Genomic DNA, 23,636 nt, shown 5'->3' with positions numbered 1-23,636 from the left:
ATCTATTCCTGTAAAACGAATAAAATCTATACTTTTGTATCCTTAAAATATAAACTAAAAAAGATATGATGGAACTTAAAATTGTTGCTGTAATTGTAGTAAAAGCTGCATATCAAGAAGAGTTGGAAAAGGTTTTCCATACTGTAGTAAATGAAACGCGCAAAGAGGATGGAAATGTCTCCTATGAGTTACATCAAGATATTAAGAACCCATTAAAATATACCATATTAGAAGTATGGAAATCGCAGAGTGCTATTGATGAGCATAACGAAAGCACTCATTTCAAAGCTTTTGTGGCAGCAGTACAAGGAAAAATAGACAGTCTGACTGTAGATGTAATAAAAAAAATATACTAAAATATTATCTCGAAATCTATTTAATTGAAACGATTAAATTCGAAATCCAAAACTAAGGAACATGTATAGAAATCATACTTGCGGAGAATTAACTCTGGCAAATGTAAATGAAGAGGTTATTCTCGCCGGCTGGGTACAAAAAGTGCGTAAATTGGGAGGAGGGATGACATTTGTCGACCTACGAGACCGATATGGTATTACTCAGTTAGCATTTAGTAAAGACGTTAATTCAGATCTTTATGAACAAGCAAACAAACTAGGAAGAGAATATGTATTGCAGGTAACAGGTATAGTACAAGAACGTTCGAGTAAAAACTTGAATATATCGACCGGAGAAATAGAAATAATCGTAAATAAACTGATTATTCTCAACACATCGGAAGTACCTCCGTTTACAATAGAAGACGAAACCGATGGTGGGGACGATCTTCGCATGAAATACCGTTATTTAGATTTACGCCGTACTCCCGTCCGCAAGAATCTGGAACTAAGACATAAGATAGCTTTCGAGACTCGACGTTACCTTGATGAACGTCAATTTTTGGAAGTAGAGACTCCTATTCTAGTAGGCTCTACGCCCGAAGGTGCTCGAGACTTTGTTGTGCCATCTCGTATGAATCCGGGTGAATTTTATGCCCTACCTCAATCACCTCAATTGTTCAAACAGTTATTGATGGTATCTGGTTTTGACCGCTATTTCCAAATAGTCAAATGCTTCCGCGATGAGGATCTGCGTGCCGACCGTCAGCCTGAATTTACGCAAATAGATTGCGAAATGTCTTATGTAAATCAGGAAGATGTACTAAATATGTTTGAAGGATTAACGAAACATCTTTTCAAAAAAGTAAAAAACATCGACATTCCCGATTTCCCACGTATGACGTATGCTCATGCTATGAAATATTATGGATCGGATAAGCCTGATACACGTTTCGAAATGGAGTTTGTAGAAATCAAAGATCTAACGACAGGAAAGGATTTCGTTGTATTTGATTCATCCGAATACGTCGGAGCGATTTGTGCAAAAGGAGCCGCCTCATATACACGTAAGCAACTGGACGCTTTGACTGATTACGTAAAACGCCCGCAGATAGGAGCTAAAGGCTTGGTATATGTCCGTTATGAAGCAGACGGCACATTAAAATCATCAGTAGACAAATTCTATACCCCTGAAGATTTGAAAAAATGGGCTGAACGCTGTCTAGCGCAACCAGGTGACCTTATCCTTATTATATGTGGAGAAACTGAGAAAGCACAAAAACAGCTTTGTGAACTTCGGCTCGAAGTTGGAGAGCAACTTGGTTTACGAGATAAGAATAAGTTCAATTGCTTGTGGGTTATCGACTTTCCTTTATTAGAAAAAGATGAAGAACTTGGTCGTTATTTTGCGAAACACCACCCTTTTACCAGTCCCAAGGAAGAAGACATTCCACTCTTGGATTCCGACCCAAGTGCTGTGCGGGCTAATGCTTACGATATGGTGATTAATGGCGTAGAAGTTGGAGGTGGCTCTATTCGTATCCACAATAGCCAACTACAAAATAAAATGTTCCATGTGCTTGGTTTTACTGAAGAGAGAGCACAGGCTCAATTCGGCTTCCTTATGAACGCCTTTAAATATGGAGCTCCTCCACATGCAGGATTAGCGTTCGGGCTTGACCGCCTTGTATCTCTATTTGCCGGACTAGATAGTATCCGCGACTGTATAGCATTCCCTAAGAATAATTCGGGGCGTGACGTTATGGTAGATGCTCCGTCAACGATCGATCAAGAACAATTGGACGAGTTACATTTAAAAATTGAAGTAAAGGAATAACTATATAGTATCCAATGATCTAAAACGTCTTGGCTGATAGATGAGCTAAGGCGTTTTTATATTTAAACATAGATATCCAGAGATATAATCATAGATATAGAAACCTTACTAAAGATCCTTTTTACCTAAATCCCATCATAAAAATAGGGTTACTAAAAGCAACCCTACTCTATTTACTGTATTACTTATACAAATTGAATTACATTTTATATTCCTGCCAGCTCTTAATTGGAATATCTGTTTCCTTCATCTCGCAGAATGCCTGTATAAAAGCACTAGCCAAGCGAGCATTAGTAATCAACGGAATATTATGATCAATAGCACCACGACGTATTTTATAGCCATTTGTAAGCTCTCGACGTGTATGATTCTTAGGAATATTTACTATCAGATCAAACTTATGCTTAGACATCATGTCCATTACATTATGCTCTTTTTCTTCATCTGGCCAACTTACCGTTGTAGCCTCAACCCCATTATCCGCTAAGAATTGCTTCGTTCCGGCTGTTGCATATATATCGTAATTATTCTCCTGCAACATCTTACAAGCATCCAGCATATCAACTTTAGACCTACTATCCCCGGATGAAACCATCACACTTTTCTTAGGTATATTGTAGCCAACAGAGATCATTGAAACAAGCAATGCCTCACTGAAGTCATCACCCAAACAACCAACCTCACCTGTTGATGACATATCTACTCCAAGAACAGGGTCGGTATTATGTAAGCGTGAGAACGAGAACTGAGAAGCTTTTACCCCGATCCAATCTATATCGAAGTTGGAATCGTCCGGTTTTACATAATCAGCATCAAGCATAATACGTGTAGCTGTTTCTATGAAATTACGTTTCAACACCTTAGAAACAAAAGGAAAACTGCGTGAAGCGCGAAGATTACACTCTATTACCTTTACATCATTGTTTTTTGCTAAGAACTGTATATTAAACGGACCGCTTATATTAAGTTCCTTTGCAATCTTGCGGCTTATCCTTTTTATACGGCGTGCTGTTTCAAAGTATATTTTTTGAGCTGGGAAAACTAATGTAGCATCTCCTGAGTGTACTCCGGCAAACTCAACATGTTCCGAAATAGCGTATTCAACCACCTCTCCATTTTTTGCCACAGCATCAAACTCAATCTCTTTTGCATTTTGAAGAAACTGAGATACAACAACAGGATACTCTTTTGATACCTTAGCTGCAAGTTTTAGGAATGTTTCTAACTCTTCTGTATCATGACAAACATTCATTGCAGCTCCAGAAAGGACATATGAAGGACGTACAAGAACCGGAAAACCAACCTTTTTTACAAATTCATAAATATCATCCATAGACGATAATTCTTTCCATGCGGGTTGGTCTATTTCCAATTGATCTAACATACTTGAGAACTTATGACGATTCTCAGCCCTGTCGATAGATAGGGGCGATGTACCCAAGATTGGAACATCTTGACGATGTAATCTGATAGCCAAATTATTAGGAATCTGACCGCCCATCGACACAATTACTCCTTTAGGCATCTCTAAATCTAATACGTCAAGTACACGCTCGAAGGATAGCTCATCGAAATAAAGACGATCGCACATATCATAATCAGTAGAAACTGTCTCAGGGTTATAGTTTATCATAATAGACTTATAACCCAATTTACGCGCTGTTTGAACTGCATTTACCGAACACCAGTCAAACTCAACAGAACTACCTATACGGTATGCTCCGGAGCCAAGGACAACTACTGATTTATCATTTTTAAAATATGGAACATCGTTTTCTGAACCATCATATGTCATATAAAGATAATTGGTCAGATCCGGGTGTTCCGAAGCTATTGTATTAATTCGCTTGACAGACGGTAATACATTCATTTTCTTACGAATAGAACGAACCTTTAATGATTCTTTCTCCAAGTTTCCTTCGGGATTTTCTACAAAACGAGCAATCTGGAAGTCGGAAAAACCTAAATGTTTAGCTTTAAGCAGCACATCGGCAGGAATTTCTTCTATTTTGCTATACTCCTGTAAAACGAGCGAGTAATCGTATATATTTTTTAGTTTACTTAAAAACCAAGGATCAATCTTTGTTAGGTTATGTATCTTATCGATGGTATACCCTTTTTCAAAAGCGCGAGCAATAGCAAATATTCGAAGATCGGTAGGATTAGATAATTCTTCATCCAGATTATTGAATTCAAGTTCCCTATTACCAACAAAACCGTGCATACCTTGTCCTATCATACGAAGACCTTTCTGAATAATTTCTTCAAAGGTTTTTCCTATAGACATGATTTCACCGACGGATTTCATACTAGAACCAATCTGACGTGAAACCCCTACAAATTTACTTAAATCCCAACGAGGTATTTTACATATAGAGTAATCTAACTTAGGCGCAACATAGGCAGAATTAACTGTACCCATTTCTCCAATCTGATCTAATGTATAACCTAAAGCCAGTTTTGCTGCAACAAAGGCCAATGGATACCCTGTAGCTTTAGAAGCTAAAGCTGATGATCGGCTCAAGCGAGCATTTACTTCTATAACACGATAATCATCTGTTTCTGAATTAAACGCATATTGTATATTACATTCTCCAACAATACCTATATGACGAATTGCCTTTTTCGACAACTCCTGAAGCATTGTCAATTCTATTTCATCTAATGAGCAAGTAGGTGCAACCACAATACTTTCTCCTGTATGAATACCGAGCGGATCAAAATTCTCCATGCTGGCGACAGTAAAGCAATGATCGTTTTTATCTCTAATCACCTCGAACTCAATTTCCTTCCAACCCTTCAATGATTCTTCCACCAAGATTTGTTTGGAATAAGCAAATGAACTTTCACATAGGATCTTAAAATCTTCCAAGTTATCACTGATACCACTACCTAGTCCGCCCAGAGCGTAGGCCGAACGTACCATTACAGGAAAGCCAATCTTATTTGCGGCAGCAATAGCATCATCCATTGTTTCTACAGCTTGACTTACAGGGGTTTTCATTCCTATTTCGTCTAGCTTTTTCACAAACAGGTCACGATCTTCTGTAGCCATAATAGCTTCTACAGATGTACCTAACACCTCAACGCCATATTTCTGCAATGTACCATTCAGATATAGTTCTGTACCACAGTTTAAAGCTGTTTGCCCTCCAAAAGCGAGTAAAATACCATCTACTTTTTCTTTCTTAATTATTTCTTCTACAAAATATGGAGTAACGGGTAGGAAATAAACCCTATCGGCTATACCTTCCGATGTCTGGATGGTAGCAATATTAGGATTTATCAATACTGTAAAGATCCCCTCTTCTTTTAGGGCTTTTAAGGCTTGAGACCCGGAGTAGTCAAACTCTCCGGCCTGACCGATTTTTAACGCTCCCGAACCAAGAACAATAACTTTCTTAATTTTCTGGTGAATCGACATGATTTATAGTTTATTATAATAGATTGCTCAAGAATTATACAAAATTATACAAAGATAGGGCATTTTTCAATAATACAGATATTTAAGTTTGGCTTTCTCCGTCAGAATAGATTTACTCGTCAAAAGGTTACAAAAGTTACACATTTTTATTTTTTTTCGTATGTAACTTTTTCTTGTGCCCTGATATGAATGAATCAACTATTATAATTTATAGATAAAGATTATTTTGATTAATTCATTATTCCTCTAACAATAGTTCCGGGCGATATTCGAAGTGCATTGTATCGTAATGATACCACTTGCCACCCCAAATAAAACCATATCTTTCAAATATATCTACAATCTGCTGAGGTATTCGATTCTTATATCTTAGATCAGCATTTTCTGATGTGCAGCGGCAATCCCACTGCCAATAATCAGAGTACTTAATATTCAAATCGATCGCAATCCCAAAGCTATGAGAACTCATCCTATTTGCACCTCGCACTTTTCGCCAATTGAAAGTACCTGCACTGTGTAAATATTCTTTAAGTTCGGGATGCTTATCTAATTCATCCGATATCTTCTTTAGTTGTTTATCTATTCCATTTATAGTCGTAACCTTAAGCTTTTGGTTGACTAGTTTAGAACACCAAGTAATAGTAACAAGATTACTCTGCACCTCAGTAGAAGAAGAGCCATACATTTTCTTCATTAATTCCTCATTGCGAATACGTCCCGGATCATAGTTTTTAGAAATCCGATCCACTTTCCCCTTTAAATATGGATAGACAAAAATATCACCCATATGAGAACTATTCATTAGCTCTGCATGTGATTTATTACCACCTTCTTTGTAAGTTATCTTACATCCATCCGACATTATAATTGCGTCACCATCATAACTAATAATCTGTGTCGGATAAGCCAATAGTAACTTTTGTACTCCTTGGGGATACTTTGAAGTATCCTGTGCCAAAGAAAGTTCAGCATATATATTGGCCAGAAGAATAAATAGGCAAACTACTCTAATCATCATCAGTCATATTATAAAAAGTAAAAAGGATATAACCCAGTCCATTAGGTTATATCCTTTCCTTATATTGAAGAATATATTATTTACGTATTACTTCACCTTTTATATTCAATCGGTAAATTGAATCAGGCACATTCGAAAAGACAGTAATATCTTTATTAAATGTCCCCGGACGTCCTACAGTCGAGTAAGTTACTTTGATTTTACCAGTCTTTCCCGGCAATACCGGTTCATTAGTATAATCTGGAGTAGTACATCCACAACTTGCCTGCACTCTCTGAATTAGAAACGGAGCCGTACCTATATTCTTGAATATAAATTCGCAACTTACCGTTCCTGCATTTTCTGCTATTTTACCAAAATCATGAACTGAATTCTCAAATGTTACTTTGGGAGCTTTTTTACCTTCTTGTGCTGTAATAAAGCTTGTTGATAATATTAGTGCAAATAGTATTAATCCAATCTTTTTCATACCTATTAATTCTACTATTTTAAAAAATAATTTAATGTAGTTCCTACTTAATTTGTGATAATTAGTTCACAAATATAATAATAATATCAACTACATGTTTAACTTTTTACAATATTTTATTATTACCAGCGATCCGGATGCCTATAATATTTAGGTATATAAAACTTCGTTTTGTTTGTTTTCAGGGGAGGAGGAGGTATACATTGTAAATCTTCAAATACATAATCCTCAAAGTTCAATAACCGAAGCATTACCGAATCTTGATTCAACTCTAAGTGCTTTAATTTATAAAAAACCGAATCACAAAACAGCTGGTTCTTTATTTTTCGAAGATTTCCATGTGAACATGCTCCAAAACCAACCCTTATAAAATGATCAGGTTCCTTTTCAAAAAGGAATACGTAAGAATAATCATCATAAATACGTACTTGATCATCTATAAAAAGAGTATCGGACGGATAAGTATTCACCATATCGATAATCTCTTGCTTCAATACATCTGAAATATCTATTTTACCTGAATAATAAGGCTTCTTACTTGAAAACCTCTTAGTCATTTTGACATTAAATTCTTTATCTATTTCTGCTAGTCCCCGAACACTCATATACAAAGAATCTCCTTCATCTTCAAAATCCGGAAGCCAACCATTTACTTCAACCATATATATGTTCTCAATAGGTAACAACATACGGTTTTCTTGTTTTCCACAACTTACAAAAACCAATATAATAAAGAATGTGATCGTGAATCTTTTGACTTTCATATTTTAATTATAAATCCATAGTAATACCGGCTTCTTTGTTTCCCTCAACATCACATCTATCTTACGCATTATATTGTCATTAATAACAGGACATCCTTGACTCCATCCTAAAGGAAGATGGTTCGGATATATTTCGCTCTCAGATATAGGTGTATGTGAATGCAATACCACCCAACGTTTGAAAGCATTGCTGTTTGTCTTATCCAAACCGTGTAATTTATAGTGTACATTAATCCCCCAATTACTATATGAGTGCGCTCCGGTTTTATATTTTCCTAAAGACGAACAATAACTACCCTCAACATTGCTAAATATTGGCTTAGACTGTGTACTCTTCTGCCCATAACCATGACAGCAAAGGCTAGAATATTTTATTGTATCTTTTTTAAAATCCCAGACAAAAAAACGCTTCTTTCCTGAATGTATACTAAAATCTATAAGACAACAATATTGGGTATTGAGACCTTTTGCTTTGCAATAAGCCAAGGCTGAGTCGGCTTTAGTTTTTAGACGAGAAAAAGCCGAGCGATTTTCAGCATCTATCTTTTCCTGCGCTCTCACTCTTTCGTTTTCAATCTTTTCGACTTGTTCTTTCTTTCTGCTGTCAGACTTGTATCTCACAAAAGATACAAGTCCGGCAAATAAGATTATGGCTAATATAATAGGCCCGTACGTTTTCATTTGTTGGTAGTTTAGTTGCTAAAGGTCGTAAGGATAATATATCCTAAAATTATGTTTGTTTACTTATCTTTTACTGTTACTTTAATACCTTGTGTATGTGATATAAATTCAGGTGCATACATGCATTGAATTGTTGTTATACCATTTGCATACTCGCCACTTCGGTTCACATATACAGGATACTCCAGTACATAAGTCCCTTTTGGTAAATGGTCGAAGTAGAAGTTGGTAGAAGCATCTTTCACCATTTGATAATATATCAGACCATTAGAGATTGTTTGCTGCGGCTCAAAACAAGGAGCACGCATATCTTTCAACTGAACAAAATCCATATCTCTGTCGATACGCACTGTTAAGCGAACAATTACTTTATCTCCTACTATCAACGGATTATTTTCTGCAATCTGAACCAAGCCTTTACCCGTTACAGATACATTTTCTTTGAACAGCTGTTTATCAACATTCAGATCACCTTTCTGAACTGTAATTTTATCAAGGTTTTCGTAATACTGCCAGTACATAGCGCCATAAGCAGGTTGAGAAATAGGAGTTGTAATTTCAACTTTACCCATATTATTTTTAATTTCCGATTTGTCCCATGTTTGCTTTATATAGCCAGTTCCCAGTTCTTTATTTTCCGGTTCAATTTTGGTATTTCCTACTTTAATGGTTACGGAGCTAGATTCATTGATAAACCAATTTGTACCTGAACTTAATAATGCATTGATAGCATCAATAGATGCATGAGTCGATTCCCATACTTGAGTCCGTTTCTGATTTATCAACCATTTTTTCATCAAATCCATTTCTTCAGTAGTAGCTCCATTTTGCTCCAAAGCATCCATTAAGAAAGTATGAACCGATATTGCTGACATCGACATAAATACATGACTACGATTGTTAGGCCAATACATACCCAGTTTCGTATCTTTTAGAGCATACTCTTTTATAGACTTTACAATTTTGTTTGCCAAGTCTTTTTCTCCATTTTGTTTCAGTACAAGGGATAATATGGAACGTTCATACAAATTAAGTTTAGTCCAGTTCTTACTAGCGACATTTGTATAAAAGCGTTCTGCAGCACGAGCCTCTTGGCTAATAGGAATATCACGATAGAATGAGCGAATGTAAGCAAATTCAAGCTGATTAGTAGAAATGGAGGTAATCTTTTCCCATTCTTTATTATGCTTTTTCAGATTCTCAAAGTCTTTGACAATCTGATTGTCTACATATTTCAAGGCTTTCATCTGCATTTCTTTTACCTCCTGAGGATATTCTACCCGACCTACTTCTTGCAATTTGGCATAGCCATAAAGAATATACTGTGATATAGAACGACTCGGATACAATCCTTTATACCATGACCAACCACCTTCGTTGTTCATCAATTCAGCTAATTTTCTGGTTGCTGCATCTGTTAATTGTTTAGTATTATTCAAATCGAATAGAAGAGACAGGCGTTGCATCTGTTCCGTTTCGTTCTTCGCATCCAATACCCAAGGCGTTTCTTCCAACAGAACAGCTTTCAATTCTTCGTCTTTTTGCAGTTTAGAGATCAATGTTTGTTTATCTCCACCTTGTTTCAACCAAGATTGTATCGTTGCTGCTACTTTTGGATATTGACGAACGATAGACGCCCCCAATGTATTTACATAATAACTGGCAAACCAATTAACAGCATTTTCATTCGATGGGTTACTCATTGTAGGTAAAGCCTGTATAGCATACCATGCAGGATTTGAAGCATATTCCAAAGTTAGGCGATAGTAACTTGCTGAATTTGAATTATTGCTATATAACTTATCAAATGTAAATGAGCTGGTGCCTTGTTTTGTCACATCTATTGTCATACTTTCTGTAACTAGCATGCGATTGGACAATACAGCTAATACATGCTGTTCTCCATCACTGAATGATCCATTTTGAGCTACAATACGACAGCCTATTAGTTCAATATCACTCGGAACATTAAATATCCAGCTTGCAGAAGTCGAAGCATCTTTTTCCAACGAGAATGATTGTTGTTGGTCAGGTACATTTAAATCGACAACTTTATCTGTCATAGGATCGAAAAACTCAATATGTACGTTACCTGATATCGCTTTATCCGATAGATTCGATATCTTAGTAGAGATACTCGTCTTATCTCCTTGACGTATAAATCGTGGCATATTAGGCGTCACCATCAATTCTTTACGGGTAACTACCATCTGCTCCAATACTCCAACCCGTGCATCCCTATCATGCGCCAGAGCCCTGAACCGCCAAGTAGTATTGCTTTCGGGCACAGTAAATGATATTTGCACTTCACCCTTTTCATTCGTTCTTAACTGAGGATAGAAGAAAGCTGTTTCATTAAAATTTTGACGAAGTTGAGGCACATCCGATGAACCTCCTCGATCCATCTTTCCAATGATACCGGTTTGCCCCCATTCCGATCTGAACTCTACCTGATCACTAGCTGTAGCAACCAATGCCGATTCTTCGACAGCGACAGCAGATTCTTGTTTCAATGTTCGAGTTCCTCTAATATTAAATTGTCCGATTCCGTTAGATCCGTATAACCTTGGCGCAGGTGCCATATCCAAGAGGCCTAATAAACCTCCTGAAGATTGATTGATATATCCAAACCAGTTGATTATATCGAACGTCCTAACAGGAATAGTATCTTCACTTATATTATAATCCAAATCAAGCCATTTATCATTGTTATACCAGGGGAAATGGTAATTTATCGGGTAAATATATTCTTTATATACCTGCGGACGATTGAGCGACCATGCCGTATATGAATATAACTTATCGAGAGAACTATCATACATCGAAGCTAATAACTCGGCTAGTATAGGCTTTTCAGTTGAGTCTTTTACACTTACAGTCCAAGTTTCAGCTTGTCCAGGGCGAAGCTTATCTCGAAATACTTCCAGTTTTAGATTAAGTTTAGTATCCGTCTTTTCTATTTCTTTTTGTAAAAAGATACTTTCATTATATAATTCACCCTCTTTCACTGATGTTAACGTCATCGATATTTCATCTCCGTACTCAGCTTTATAAGGAATCGTAAATGTATGATTAGTGTTGCTTAGTTTTTGAAAACGACGTTCAAATATCTGTTTATTATTAGACAGTTGATACAGCACATATGTTTCTTTATCTGTGGTTCCGAATATAACTTCCACAGGTTTATTATCTTTCCCAAAAGTAGTATTCTTCTGCACCAACCATTTACTAGTCTTTATTGGAGGTCTTTTATCGGCATAAGAAAAGACAATGAAATTTTTCTTTTCTATTATTTCATTATTCTTACTATCAAGAGCAACGACCTGTAACTGATATTTCCCCGAAATTAATGTTTTAAACCTAGTCTTTAATTCTAGTTGTGCTCCTGTTTTAAATGAACCATCTAGCACTTTATTTTGTATAGAATCATTATCGTCCAATTTATACAGAACGTAGGTTCCCGATGTCTCTATTTCCTGAGCCTGTAAATTACGGGCTTCTATATTCAGATTATAATCGCTTGCTTTTTCTATTCGATCGGGTATATCTATATTTATTACCATAGATACATTACCAACAGTGAGTGTATAGGTATTCGACTGCGTTTCCCCATTTATATCGGTTACAGTAGCAGTTACACTAAAAGTAAAAACTTGTTTATCTGCTTTTCTTAGCAACAACGAATTTCCATCTCCTGCTTCGGGAGTAAATACTATTTCAAATGAGCCGTCATCGTTTGTCTTTACTATTCCATCAGCAAAATGAGATTTATTTCCTGAGCGCCAATACCAAAAATTAAATTGCTCACGACTGATAGTATATTTTACATCTGCACCTTGTAGACTTATTCCAGAGAAGTTCTTTGCATAACCTTTCAGTTTTACCTCCTCTCCGAATGTATATGTTTTATCCACTTTATCGAATGTTACTTCAAATGTAGGGCGTTTATATTCTTCTACATTGAAATAGGCTGCTCCCTGTCCTACTTGAATACGATATGAACCTAACAGACCAGATTGAGGTAGAATAAACTCTCCGGATACTGATCCAAACTCGTTCGTTATAATATTCTTTTCAGAAACCACTTCGTTATTGGCATTGTGTAGCTTTACTAAATATGCCTTATTCGGTGTTATCTTAGAATCGCTATCCAATACTATAGCCTTGAAATAAGCAGTTTGTCCGGGACGGTAAATTCCCCTGTCAGTAAATACACTTACTACATCTTGTTTTACCCCTTCTATATTAGTTCGGTTCCACTTATAATTATTACTATAAAGTGTCTCCGGCTTTAAACAAGAGTCTGATCCAAGTTGTACTGTATATGTTGCTGCATTATAATTATTCTTTACATTATCCGTCCTGTTATCTTTAAAGATGGCAAGTCCCATCTCATTTGTTTTGATATTTTTAAGCAATAGTTTCTTCCCATCATCATCTTGATTATACGAGTATACCTTAATCAATGCATCTTTTACCGGTTTACCGGAAATACGGTCAACTACAAATATTTCATACTCATCCTGTGCACTGTTACGAGAATAAGATATCAAACTGGACACTATAAAACTGAATTTCTTATTATCTGTGGAATTAGAATAATCACTTTTATCTACTGGCTTTTCTAAAACATCCTTAGCTAAAAAAGTAAAGCAATACTCACCAACAGGTAAAGCACCTAGCGATAGAAATAATGTATCGGGTTGATATGTTGTCTGCGATACAAGATTTAATGGATAATCTTTCAGAAGGTCGTATTTTCCGTTTTCGACTTTATAAAGATTAAATTTAGGTTGATCTTTTAAAGCCTGTACATTCTTATGATGGAGACTTATTTTTATCGGTTTCTGAGGGTATTGAAGAGCATCACCTTTTATAATAATTATCGGACTCTCCAACTCGGTTAGTTTAGCTTTTAATAAACTAGCTCCGTATGAATCGGGATACATGCTGATTCCTTTATTCAACCAACTGTATATGTCTTTGTTTACATTACCCGCCTTTTTATCTGTGTAGTTGTACGAATCTGTAATTTTGTTTATTATCTCAGTGGAGGTTTCATTGTTTTCATGTCTTTTAGCCAAAGCTATATATGTGTCAAGAACCTTTTCTTGAGAAAAAGAGTGTGAATATTGTCTTAGATAATCTATTTTATCCAATTCGGTTAATATGATAGTAGATATTAAATTTCTGTTTAATAAATCTTTCAGGTATTGTTGATAAAATTGCAATACTATTTGACTATTGTCTGTACCCGTCTTTATATCTAATCCTATATACTGATCGGCAGAAGATATTAACTGATCAATACTTACCCCAATAGAAAGAAGATCAAAATCTGTATTACTAACATCTTTCAAGCTCTTTGCCACTTGTATAGCACGTGATATCAGAAAATCATATAGTGTTGGATAATATTTCTGTCCGTCTGTACCTAAAAGTATTATATCATCATATTCCTTGGTAGTATGTATCTTTAGTAAAGAAGCGTCACTTATCGACAAATTAAGACTTTCTGTAATCTTATCTGCAAATATATTACGACTCCATTCTTTCATATCTAAAGGAATCACGTCCGTCAAATTACTTCTTTGATTTATTTGCCATTGATTTTCAAAATAATAATTAGAGTATAGTTCGGCAAGCATAGAATACAACAATGCCTTTTCCTCAATTTTACTAGTTTGAGTTACTAAAGATAAAAGATCGGCAAATATCTGCTCATTATTCTGGTTATCAATAATCTTTTTATATTTATTCTTATATATAAGGGACTTGATAACTTGTGTCGTATTTTTATCAGCAATCGATTTTTGGAGAATATCTTCAACAATCCCGATTGCTGATTGAGGAAGATCTTGCTCTTCTGTTTCTAAGACCTTTTTCCAGTCACTTTCATATTTATTATTTGAAACCTGTCCTACCATACTAATACTCAGTAAAAAGAATAAACTGATTAATAATTTCTTCTTCATATCATTTTGTTTTGTATTTCTTCCTTAATATATAATAGACGGTAATAGAAGCTGAAATTCATACCGTAAGATGTTAATTAAACTGAACGAAGGGTATTATTTAGAGACCCACAGACCCAACCATACAGCACAAACGCCTATTATACAACTTGCTATTGTATAAACAAACGCCATTGTCATCTGGTTGTTATTTGCTAATGTTAAAGTTTCGCTGGCAAATGTGGAAAAGGTAGTAAATCCTCCACAGAATCCTGTTATAAGTAGAATGCGTAGATTATTAGAAGGTATAAAATTCGCAAATAGTCCAATGCAGAAACACCCTAATATATTGATAATAAATGTTGCAACTGGAAAAGGATAAGGCTCAGATCTATTAACAAGTACCGACGTAAGAAATCTCAAGATACTTCCTACCGCTCCACCAGCACCAACCAATAATATTTGCTTTATCATACGGCACAAATTTACATTTTTATTCTCAGACTTGTCAATAATACATGTATTTATTAGAGTATTACATGGTATTTTATAATCCCCCAATATAAATAAGTAAGTCTATACAGACTAAGCCTCATCATATACATTCACTCATGTTTAAACTAATTGCATTATTTATTGTTCAATATTTAATTATCTTATCTTTGCATCCTTTATAATGTTAGATAGTATCTCATGCATAAAAGATATACACTTGCTCTGGTCTTTCTTATTATTACTTCACTTACCGGACATGCACAGTTTGCCATCCGCTATCAGGTTGTTCCTCCTAAGCCGGCCGATTCTATAGATATAGCCTATTATTCTAAAAAGGATGCATTAGGAGCCTCCATCCAGAACTTTTCTTTCAACATGGGGCTTTGGGCATTCAACAGATATATCGCCAAGCAGCATTATGCATACATTGACATTCACACTATCAGAAAAAATCTCAAACACACTTGGGTCTGGGATAATGATGATATGGGTAATAATATGTTCCTGCATCCCTATCATGGCAGCTTATACTACAATTCGGCACGATCGAGAGGTTACAATTATTGGGAGTCCGGCCTATTTTCTTTAGGAGGGAGTGCTATGTGGGAACTATTTATGGAAAATGAATACCCTTCTTTCAATGATATATTGGCCACACCTATCGGCGGATTGGCTTTAGGCGAAACTCTATATCGGACTTCCGATCTGGTACTGGATGACAGACGAGTGGGAATGAACCGTTTTGGAAGAGAACTTGCCGGCTTTCTTATATCTCCAATGCGCGGACTCACACGAGTCATCAATGGTGACGCTTGGAGGACACGAACAACAACAGGAAAACAATTTGGAGTACCGGATGTAAATGTTGAAGTGTCTGCCGGAATTCGTACATTGGAACTACAAGGGAAAATCCTTGATAAAGGTGTTGGAGCTGCATTAGATATAAATATAGAATACGGAGATCGTTTCGATGCTGAAAATGAGAAGCCATATGACTATTTCACCTTTAAAAGTAACCTGAATGGACAAGGTTCGCAACCACTATTAAGCCAACTCAATATAATGGGTAGACTATATGTCACCGATTTGATCGAAACAGAAAAAGATTTCCTCAGCTTAGGTTTTTATCAGCATTTCGACTATTATGACTCCGATACTATTTCAGATGTATCGAATAAAATACCGTATAAGTTCTGTACTCCGGTTTCTTTTGGAGCAGGACTCATATATAGAAGTAATAGAACAAGAAACTTTAGCTTTGATGCTTATCTACATGGCAATCTGGTACTACTGGGAGGCACCCTTAGTGATCATTATGTAGTGGATATGAGAAACTACAATCTAGCAAGCGGATTTAGCGTCAAAGGCGGATTCAATCTGTCATATAAAGATCGTATAAGCCTTACAGGAATATATGAAGTATATCGCATGTTTACATGGAAAGGTTATCCACAAGATATTGACTGGAACAACATAGATGTTCACGAGTTTGATTATCAAGGAGACCATTCGCAAGCCGTTCTTCATGCCATCAGCCTAAGGAGTGATCTGAAATTAAAAAAACACTTGTTTTTGACCGGCATCTTCTACAACTATACCAGAGATACCAACTACAGATATTTCGAGAATGTGTTCTCTCAAACCTACGAAGGCCGCCTAATGCTAACTTATAAATTTTAAAATAATGATTATTAACGAAGCTCCGTATCAAGATGTGCTCAACATGCGCAAACAAGTGATGTATCCCGATAAAGATATAGATTTTGTTAAACTCCCCGATGATGATCGAGGATTACATATCGGTGTATTCGAAAACGAAGTATTGGTATCTGTTATGTCTTTATTCTTAGAAGGGCGTGATGTCCAGTTCCGAAAATTAGCCACTCGGAACGACATGCAAGGAAAAGGATATGCCTCAGCTCTTATGCAATGGCTGATTGACTATGCCAATGATCTAAAATTCGACCGTTTATGGTGTAATGCCCGCACTGAAGCCACTAGCTTCTATAAGAAATTCGGATACGAAGAAACCAATGAGTCTTTCGAAAAGAACGGCTATAAGTATATTGTTATGCAAAGGCTATTCTAACAAGTCATAAACTTTTTCGTTCCACTACGTGTTCAATCTATACAATTAATACACATTATGATGGAAAAAAGACGAATTGGAAAATCAGACTTGGAGGTATATCCATTTTCATTAGGAGGGAATGTTTTTGGTTGGACAGCCGACGAAAAAACGTCATTCAATATTCTTGACGCATATACCGATGCAGGTTTCAATTTTATCGACACAGCCAATGTATATTCTGTATGGGCACCCGGCAACAAAGGTGGAGAATCGGAAACAATTATCGGCAACTGGCTAAAAAAATCGGGTAAGAGAAAAGATTTGATTATAGCAACCAAAGTAGGCGCAGCTTTTTCGCCTGATAACAGAGGACTGAAAAAAGACTATATATTAAAACAAGTTGAAGATTCACTCCAACGCTTACAGACAGATTATATCGACTTGTATTTTACTCATTATGACGATCTCTCCACCCCCATAGAGGAAACACTCGAAGCTTATACTCAACTTATAAAAGAAGGGAAAGTACGTTATATAGGTGCCTCAAATATAAGTGACGACAGACTGGTAGAATCTATTCTGAAAAGCAGAAAGAATGGTTACGCAGAATATGTTTGTCTGCAACCAGAATACAACCTTTATGACAGAATGAGGTATGAAGTAGAGCATGAACCGGTAGTAGAAAGATACGAATTAGGAGTTGTCTGCTATTACTCACTTGCCAGTGGATTCCTAACCGGAAAATACAAATTTGATGAAACTGTCAGAGGTAGTAGATCGGAGGCAGTAAACAAGTATATGAACGAGAAAGGGAAACTTATAATTGAAGCCCTTGATCAGGTTGCAGCTCAGCTTGATGCAACTCCGGCTCAAGTAGCTTTGGCTTGGCTAATAGCAAGGCCTTCGGTCACAGCCCCTATTGCCAGTGTATCTCAAGCTAGTCAGTTAGATATACTGAAAGCCGTAGATTTAAAATTGAGTGATGGCGCAATAGAAAAGCTAAGCATTGCAAGCAAATATGTAAAGCCATTTAATCTCTGCTAAAGAGAACAAGTACATAATAAATTATAATAAAAAAGACAGGCTTGTTGAGTCTGTCTTTTTATTTATTATAGATATTCTTCTTTTAGTGACAACCACAGCCTGAGCCACAGCCACCAGCCATTTCTTTCTCACTGCTACCACAGCCACAAGAATCTTCTTCGCCATCTCCGCAACCACAACTAGATCCGCAACCACAACCACCTTGAGGTGCAAATAACGCAGCTATTTCTTCAGGTGTAGATTCTCTTACTGTAAGTACTTTTCCTGAGAAGTTAAGTGTTTCACCTGCTAATGGATGGTTAAAGTCCATAGTAATAACATCTTCTTTAACAGCGACAACCGAACCGTTCAGACGATTACCATTCGAATCCATCATCGGAACTGTATTACCCTCAAAGATAACTTCTTCATTTAGAACTCCATCTTGTTCAAATATATTACGAGGAAGATCAACAACATGCTCATCATCATATTCTCCGTAAGCTTCATCAGGAGTTAGTACGAATTCAAATGAATCACCTTCTGCCAATCCGTCAATGTTTTTTTCGAAAGCCTCCAGCATTGAATTTGTTCCATAGATAAAATCCAGTGGAGTCTCAGCAGTAGCTCTTTCCATTAGTTCACGTTCCTCGCCTTCACCTACGTTCAAATCGTAAGAAAGAGAAACAAACTTATTTGTTGAAATTTTCATTTTTAAGTATTTGTTTATTTGTAATTAATAGTCAAAGTCTATTGAGACTCTTTATTTTATATCAAAGACAACAATCGTGCCTAAATTAGCTTTAAAACAATTAATCAATGAATTTGTTTCGTGTCGATAGCCCTTTTAAGATTATGCAACGCTTTTTCAATGTTGGCAAGAGGAGTTCCTATGTTCATACGCATATATCCTTCTCCTTCTGCACCAAACATTACTCCATCATTTAGTGCCAAATTGGCATCGTTCACAAATAACGAAACCAAATCTTTTTGCGAAAGATTAAGTGCTTTACAATCGAGCCAAATTAAGAAAGATGCCTGAGGTAACATTGCTTTTATCTGGGGAATATTCGTTTTCAGATATTCATCAACAAAAGTGATATTCTTCCATAAATAATCTTTAGCCTCCGACAGCCATTCTCCTCCATGTTCATAAGCGGCCTGAGCTGCCAAATATGCAAAAATATGACCTTCATTAAGTTCACTACTTGTCAGATAAGCCTGAAACTTCGCCCTTAGTTCTTTATTAGGGATAACAGAGAACGAGCTCACAATACCGGCAATATTAAAAGTCTTGCTTGGAGCCATAAAGGTAATACTATTTTGAGCTGCCTTTTCTGACACACTAGCAAATGGAATATGCTTATTTGGAGCAAAAGCCAAATCGGAATGTATCTCATCTGAAATAACAAGAATATTATTATCATAACATATTTCTGCTATATCGATAAGCTCCTGCCGAGTCCAGACACGTCCTCCTGGATTGTGAGGATTGCACAATATAAGTACATGACAATCGGCCGTAATTGCCTTTCTCAGGCCGTCTATATCCATACGATATTGTCCTGCATCCAGAATCAGCGGATTATTGACTATTTCACGATGATGTAAAGTTGGAATTATACGGAATGGATGATATACTGGGGGTTGAATTATAACTTTCTGTTCTTTAGTCATAAAACAATCTATAACAAAAGCTATTCCCTTTACAATACCAGGAATAAATTCCAACCATTCTTGTTCTATTTTCCAATTATGACTACGTTCCAACCAGTTGATTATAGAATCGTAATATGCCTGTGAAGGGCAGGTATAACCAAATATACCATGTTTTGCCCTTTCGATTATAGCATTGGTAATTGCCGGAGGTGATAAAAAATCCATATCAGCTACCCACATCGGAATCAGATCGGGATTTCCATAACGAGGCTCTAAAGCATCTGTCTTAAGTGCATTTGTATTTCTACGATCAATGATCTCATCAAAATTATATCTCATTCTATTTAGGAATTTAGATGACAAAAGTATGAAAAATAAAAAGGAAAATTAGCCTTAATAAATTAAAATAGTCTAAGCAGAACTCTTACAAGAGGATTTCATTATATATCTTACATTTTTGATTTCCTATCTTTTTTAACTAAAAGGTGACAAAAGTTACACTTTTCAATCATTTCTTTTGTTATTTCTTTTTTCATCATAAGGTATCCTCCCATATATAGATAAAACCAGTTATAAGAAATAAAGAAAAGCCGCGATCATCCAATCACGGCTTTAAGAACTAAATTAACTTAATCTTGTCATTTCTTTTTAAACTAACTTTAGTTAGTGTTTATGAGACAAATAGTCTGAGATTCCTTCCTGTGTTGCTTTAAGGGCTTTATCTCCTTTTTTCCAGTTTGCGGGACAAACCTCTCCGTATTCTTCTGTAAACTGAAGAGCATCAATCACACGCAAGATCTCGTCTACACTACGGCCAAGAGGCATATCATTCACTACTTGGTGACGTACAATACCTTCTTTATCGATAAGGAAAAGACCACGGTATGCCTGAGGAACGCCATTAAATACATCTTCACCTTCATCATTATAATCTAATGATCCGGCCAGAACGTCGTATGCAGTAGAAATAAGAAGAGTCTGGTCTGAAACCAATGGATATTTCACACCTTTGATACCACCTTCATTCTGTTCTGTTGTTAACCATTTCCAGTGAGAAAAAGCAGAATCTGTAGAGGCTCCGACTACAGCTACATTGCGAGATTCAAATTCTGCAATCTTTTCTTGAAATGCAATAATTTCGGTAGGACAAACAAATGTAAAGTCGGCAGGATAAAAGAAAAACACTACATATTTTTCACCTTTATACTGCTCTAGAGAAAAGTTTTCTACAATTTCATTTCCGTTTAATACGGCTCCAGCCTTAAATACAGGCGCTTTTTTACCTACTAATACTGACATAATAACTGTTTTATATGTTTTATAATTTTGATTACAAATATAACCCCTTTAACACCATAAATCAAATAGATATTTACTATACAAATATCAACAATATTTATACTACAGTTGTTATTTGCATACTATACTAATAGAGTAAAAAAGATTTATAAAATTACTTTCTGAATTAATTCGCTAATTTTGTCGTGAAAGAAAATATTTAATTAATGATTCATTATTTCAATCCTGGTCATGAAACAGCGGTCAAAAACGCTTCACCGTATTACACCGCTCCGGCAAATATAGTGACAATGCAAAGAGAACTCTCTTTTTTACCTGCATGGTATAGTAAACAGGTTGATCTCGTTTTAGTTAGCAGCTTGGATAATTACGAATACTTTAATTATTTAAATAACATCTTTCCAGCGCTCCCTAAACCTATTTCGAATATTGACATGGAAAGCCAACAAGGCTCAGATATTTCACTTTGGGGAATATCTCCACAAGCCATATATATTTTTAGGGAACTCTGTCATAAATACGACCTAAAACTAAATATACCTGAATGGAAAGATGAATATACGTATTTAAATAGTAGAAATGCAGCCAGAGATTGCCTGAATAAACTTACAGATGAAATTTCAGACATATCAAAAGATATAATCCCTCACTTTTTTACCAATGTGGAAGATATAGAAAAAGCAGTTGATGATTCTCCTTACAAAGTTTTGTCCAAAGCGCCCTATTCTTCATCAGGTAGAGGATTATTGTGGTTGCCCGAATCAGGACTAACACGTACCGAACGCCAAATACTACATGGAACACTAAAGAAACAAGGAAGCGTATCACTCGAAAGAGCGCTCAATAAGCAAATAGATTTCGCAATGGAGTTCTTAAGTGATGGCAAAGGTAATGTCACTTTTGCCGGTTATTCGTTATTCTATACAAATTCTAAAGGCGGATACGAAGCAAACTATATAGGAACACAAAGTAGTATAGAAAAAATATTGACTACAAAGATATCGGCAGACTTACTTTCTGAAGTAAAAGAAAGCCTAATAAAGATATTACAAGAAAAATATGCAACCCTATATAAAGGATGTATTGGTGTAGATATGATGATTTATAAGGAGACAGAAACATATAGGTTACACCCATGCCTGGAAATAAATATGCGATACAATATGGGATATCTCGCTATTAAAATATTTGAGAATTATATATCAGAAACGTCACAAGGAAAGTTCTACATTGACTTCTCCGCTAAAGAGGGAATTATAGAGAAAAAACATATAGAAATGCTTGAAAAATATCCCATTATATTTGACAAAGAAAAAATCAGTAAGGGATACTTATCTCTATGTCCGATAGATAAAAAAAATCACTACCGTGCATATATTCTAATAGAGGAAAATTAAAAACTTCTACGTCTAAATTCCGCACAAACTATTGCTGTGGCTATTGCTACATTCAAAGATTCGGATGTAACATTACCAACTGGATAATTTGGTATATATAATTTATTCGTGATCAATTGCTCTATTTCAGGGCGGATGCCATTACCTTCATTCCCCATTATAATAATCCCATTCGAAGAAAGTGTCTGCTCGTACATATTTTGACCATTGAGTAAGGTTCCATAAACAGGAATATCTTTATGCTCAAACAGAAAATTAGCTAAATCTAAATAATGGATACTTACCCTGGCTAATGCTCCCATTGTAGCTTGCACAACTTTGGGATTGTAAACATCTGCTGTATCGTAAGAGCAAAAAACATGTTTGATTCCATACCAATCAGCCAAACGAATTATTGTACCTAAATTTCCCGGATCTTGTACTCCGTCGAGAGCTAACAGCAACTCTTTTGAAAAATCTATATCATCTTTGTTAACTACCTGATAAAAAACAGCCAATGCTTGCTGCGGGCTCTGCAAAAAACTAGCCTGTGCCAATTGAGCATCGTTTACTTCAATTACTTCCTCAACATCAGACACATCAGCATCCGACAAAAAAGTAGATGTTGCAACCAACAATTGACATTTGATATATGGAAGGAGATCTCGTATAAGTTTGTTCCCTTCGGCAACGAATGTACCATATTCGGAACGAAACTTCTTTTCCTTAAGTGAACGAATATATTTTAGCTTATTTTTACTCAGGCTCATAATATCATTTCTTAAATATTACCTCTAAACGGTTTCCTTCCACATCGATTGATTCAAATTCATAATATCCGTCACCCGTTACTCTAGGTCCCTTTAAGATAGGGAAACCTGCCTCTTTGAGTTGCTTTGCCTTTTTATCTACTTTCTCTTCTGAATCTACAGCAAATGCTAAATGAATAAGTCCTTTATGTTGTTTCTCAATAACATCATTCATATTGTCGGGAATATCTGCACGATGCATTATCTCTATTTGTCCACCTGATTCAAAACTTAGAAAATAACTACAAAAACCGGTTGTAGGATTTACATATAATTGATTACTTATTGCATCAAAAAAATTGACATAATATTCTTTGACCTTCTCCAAATCGTTCACCCAAATAGCCGTGTGATGTAGTTGCATTCTTTAAAATTCTTAAATGTTTATATTCTTTTCCATACAAAACTACAAAAAGAAACAA

The 23,636-nt window shown here is 35.8% G+C and carries 18 protein-coding genes; 6 read left to right on the top strand and 12 right to left on the bottom strand.

What is annotated here, in order from left to right:
- The first annotated feature begins 65 nt into the window (after nt 1-65).
- Both JGH11_RS05560 and aspS read left to right on the top strand, forming a co-directional pair.
- A complete protein-coding gene (locus JGH11_RS05560) occupies nt 66-356 on the top strand; it encodes a putative quinol monooxygenase (protein ID WP_201110578.1) in 291 nt (96 codons plus the stop codon).
- A 61-nt stretch (nt 357-417) separates the two neighbouring features.
- The gene (aspS, locus tag JGH11_RS05555; RefSeq protein ID WP_201110577.1) at nt 418-2,172 is read left to right on the top strand and encodes an aspartate--tRNA ligase; all 1,755 of its coding nucleotides are present in this window, start codon (nt 418-420) and stop codon (nt 2,170-2,172) included.
- 199 nt (nt 2,173-2,371) lie between these two features.
- Here aspS and carB read toward each other — a convergent pair whose 3' ends face one another.
- From carB to crcB, 7 genes are all read right to left on the bottom strand, one after another.
- Nucleotides 2,372-5,596, bottom strand: a complete 3,225-nt coding sequence (carB, locus tag JGH11_RS05550; protein ID WP_236263875.1) for a carbamoyl-phosphate synthase (glutamine-hydrolyzing) large subunit — start codon at nt 5,594-5,596, stop codon at nt 2,372-2,374.
- A 238-nt stretch (nt 5,597-5,834) separates the two neighbouring features.
- Complete coding sequence (locus JGH11_RS05545) at nt 5,835-6,614, bottom strand: M15 family metallopeptidase (RefSeq protein WP_201110576.1); 780 nt, start codon at nt 6,612-6,614, stop codon at nt 5,835-5,837.
- 76 nt (nt 6,615-6,690) lie between these two features.
- Nucleotides 6,691-7,083 (bottom strand): DUF1573 domain-containing protein, encoded by a 393-nt coding sequence (locus tag JGH11_RS05540; RefSeq protein ID WP_201110575.1) that lies wholly within the window; start codon nt 7,081-7,083, stop codon nt 6,691-6,693.
- Nucleotides 7,084-7,205: 122 nt separating this feature from the next.
- A complete protein-coding gene (locus tag JGH11_RS05535) occupies nt 7,206-7,847 on the bottom strand; it encodes a hypothetical protein (protein WP_201110574.1) in 642 nt (213 codons plus the stop codon).
- Nucleotides 7,848-7,850: 3 nt separating this feature from the next.
- Nucleotides 7,851-8,528 carry a murein L,D-transpeptidase catalytic domain-containing protein gene (locus JGH11_RS05530; RefSeq protein WP_201110573.1) on the bottom strand — a complete coding sequence of 226 codons (678 nt, stop codon included), beginning with the start codon at nt 8,526-8,528 and terminating at the stop codon, nt 7,851-7,853.
- Nucleotides 8,529-8,587: 59 nt separating this feature from the next.
- On the bottom strand, nt 8,588-14,503 hold the full coding sequence (locus JGH11_RS05525; RefSeq protein ID WP_201110572.1) for an alpha-2-macroglobulin: 5,916 nt from the start codon (nt 14,501-14,503) through the stop codon (nt 8,588-8,590).
- Nucleotides 14,504-14,599: 96 nt separating this feature from the next.
- The gene (gene crcB, locus JGH11_RS05520) at nt 14,600-14,956 is read right to left on the bottom strand and encodes a fluoride efflux transporter CrcB (RefSeq protein WP_201110571.1); all 357 of its coding nucleotides are present in this window, start codon (nt 14,954-14,956) and stop codon (nt 14,600-14,602) included.
- A gap of 219 nt (nt 14,957-15,175) precedes the next feature.
- On the opposite strand from crcB, the gene JGH11_RS05515 reads away from it, so the two are divergent.
- The 3 genes from JGH11_RS05515 to JGH11_RS05505 are packed head-to-tail and all read left to right on the top strand — an operon-like array spanning nt 15,176 to nt 18,092.
- Nucleotides 15,176-16,657 (top strand): DUF3943 domain-containing protein, encoded by a 1,482-nt coding sequence (locus tag JGH11_RS05515; RefSeq protein WP_201110570.1) that lies wholly within the window; start codon nt 15,176-15,178, stop codon nt 16,655-16,657.
- A gap of 4 nt (nt 16,658-16,661) precedes the next feature.
- Nucleotides 16,662-17,066 (top strand): GNAT family N-acetyltransferase, encoded by a 405-nt coding sequence (locus JGH11_RS05510; protein ID WP_201110569.1) that lies wholly within the window; start codon nt 16,662-16,664, stop codon nt 17,064-17,066.
- A 57-nt stretch (nt 17,067-17,123) separates the two neighbouring features.
- Complete coding sequence (locus tag JGH11_RS05505) at nt 17,124-18,092, top strand: aldo/keto reductase (RefSeq protein ID WP_236263874.1); 969 nt, start codon at nt 17,124-17,126, stop codon at nt 18,090-18,092.
- 82 nt (nt 18,093-18,174) lie between these two features.
- Here JGH11_RS05505 and JGH11_RS05500 read toward each other — a convergent pair whose 3' ends face one another.
- The 3 genes from JGH11_RS05500 to JGH11_RS05490 form a co-directional block, all read right to left on the bottom strand.
- Nucleotides 18,175-18,783, bottom strand: coding sequence for a peptidylprolyl isomerase (locus tag JGH11_RS05500; RefSeq protein ID WP_201110568.1), 609 nt, complete (start codon nt 18,781-18,783; stop codon nt 18,175-18,177).
- A 104-nt stretch (nt 18,784-18,887) separates the two neighbouring features.
- Entirely contained in the window at nt 18,888-20,069 is a 1,182-nt protein-coding gene (locus tag JGH11_RS05495; RefSeq protein ID WP_201110567.1) for a MalY/PatB family protein, read from the bottom strand.
- Between the two features lie 324 nt (nt 20,070-20,393).
- Nucleotides 20,394-21,029 carry a peroxiredoxin gene (locus tag JGH11_RS05490; RefSeq protein WP_201110566.1) on the bottom strand — a complete coding sequence of 212 codons (636 nt, stop codon included), beginning with the start codon at nt 21,027-21,029 and terminating at the stop codon, nt 20,394-20,396.
- Between the two features lie 206 nt (nt 21,030-21,235).
- Here JGH11_RS05490 and JGH11_RS05485 point away from each other — a divergent pair, with 206 nt between their 5' ends.
- Nucleotides 21,236-22,426 (top strand): hypothetical protein, encoded by a 1,191-nt coding sequence (locus JGH11_RS05485; RefSeq protein ID WP_201110565.1) that lies wholly within the window; start codon nt 21,236-21,238, stop codon nt 22,424-22,426.
- Here the strand turns inward: JGH11_RS05485 and JGH11_RS05480 are convergent.
- Both JGH11_RS05480 and JGH11_RS05475 read right to left on the bottom strand, forming a co-directional pair.
- Nucleotides 22,423-23,175 carry an RNA methyltransferase gene (locus tag JGH11_RS05480; RefSeq protein ID WP_201110564.1) on the bottom strand — a complete coding sequence of 251 codons (753 nt, stop codon included), beginning with the start codon at nt 23,173-23,175 and terminating at the stop codon, nt 22,423-22,425. The two genes, JGH11_RS05485 and JGH11_RS05480, sit on opposite strands and share 4 nt — an antisense overlap.
- 4 nt (nt 23,176-23,179) lie before the next feature.
- Nucleotides 23,180-23,578 (bottom strand): VOC family protein, encoded by a 399-nt coding sequence (locus tag JGH11_RS05475; protein WP_201110563.1) that lies wholly within the window; start codon nt 23,576-23,578, stop codon nt 23,180-23,182.
- Nucleotides 23,579-23,636: the final 58 nt, after the last annotated feature.

The organism is Dysgonomonas sp. Marseille-P4677, assembly GCF_016652235.1.
GTDB lineage: Bacteria > Bacteroidota > Bacteroidia > Bacteroidales > Dysgonomonadaceae > Dysgonomonas.
This window is presented reverse-complemented; position numbering and strand designations above follow the sequence as displayed.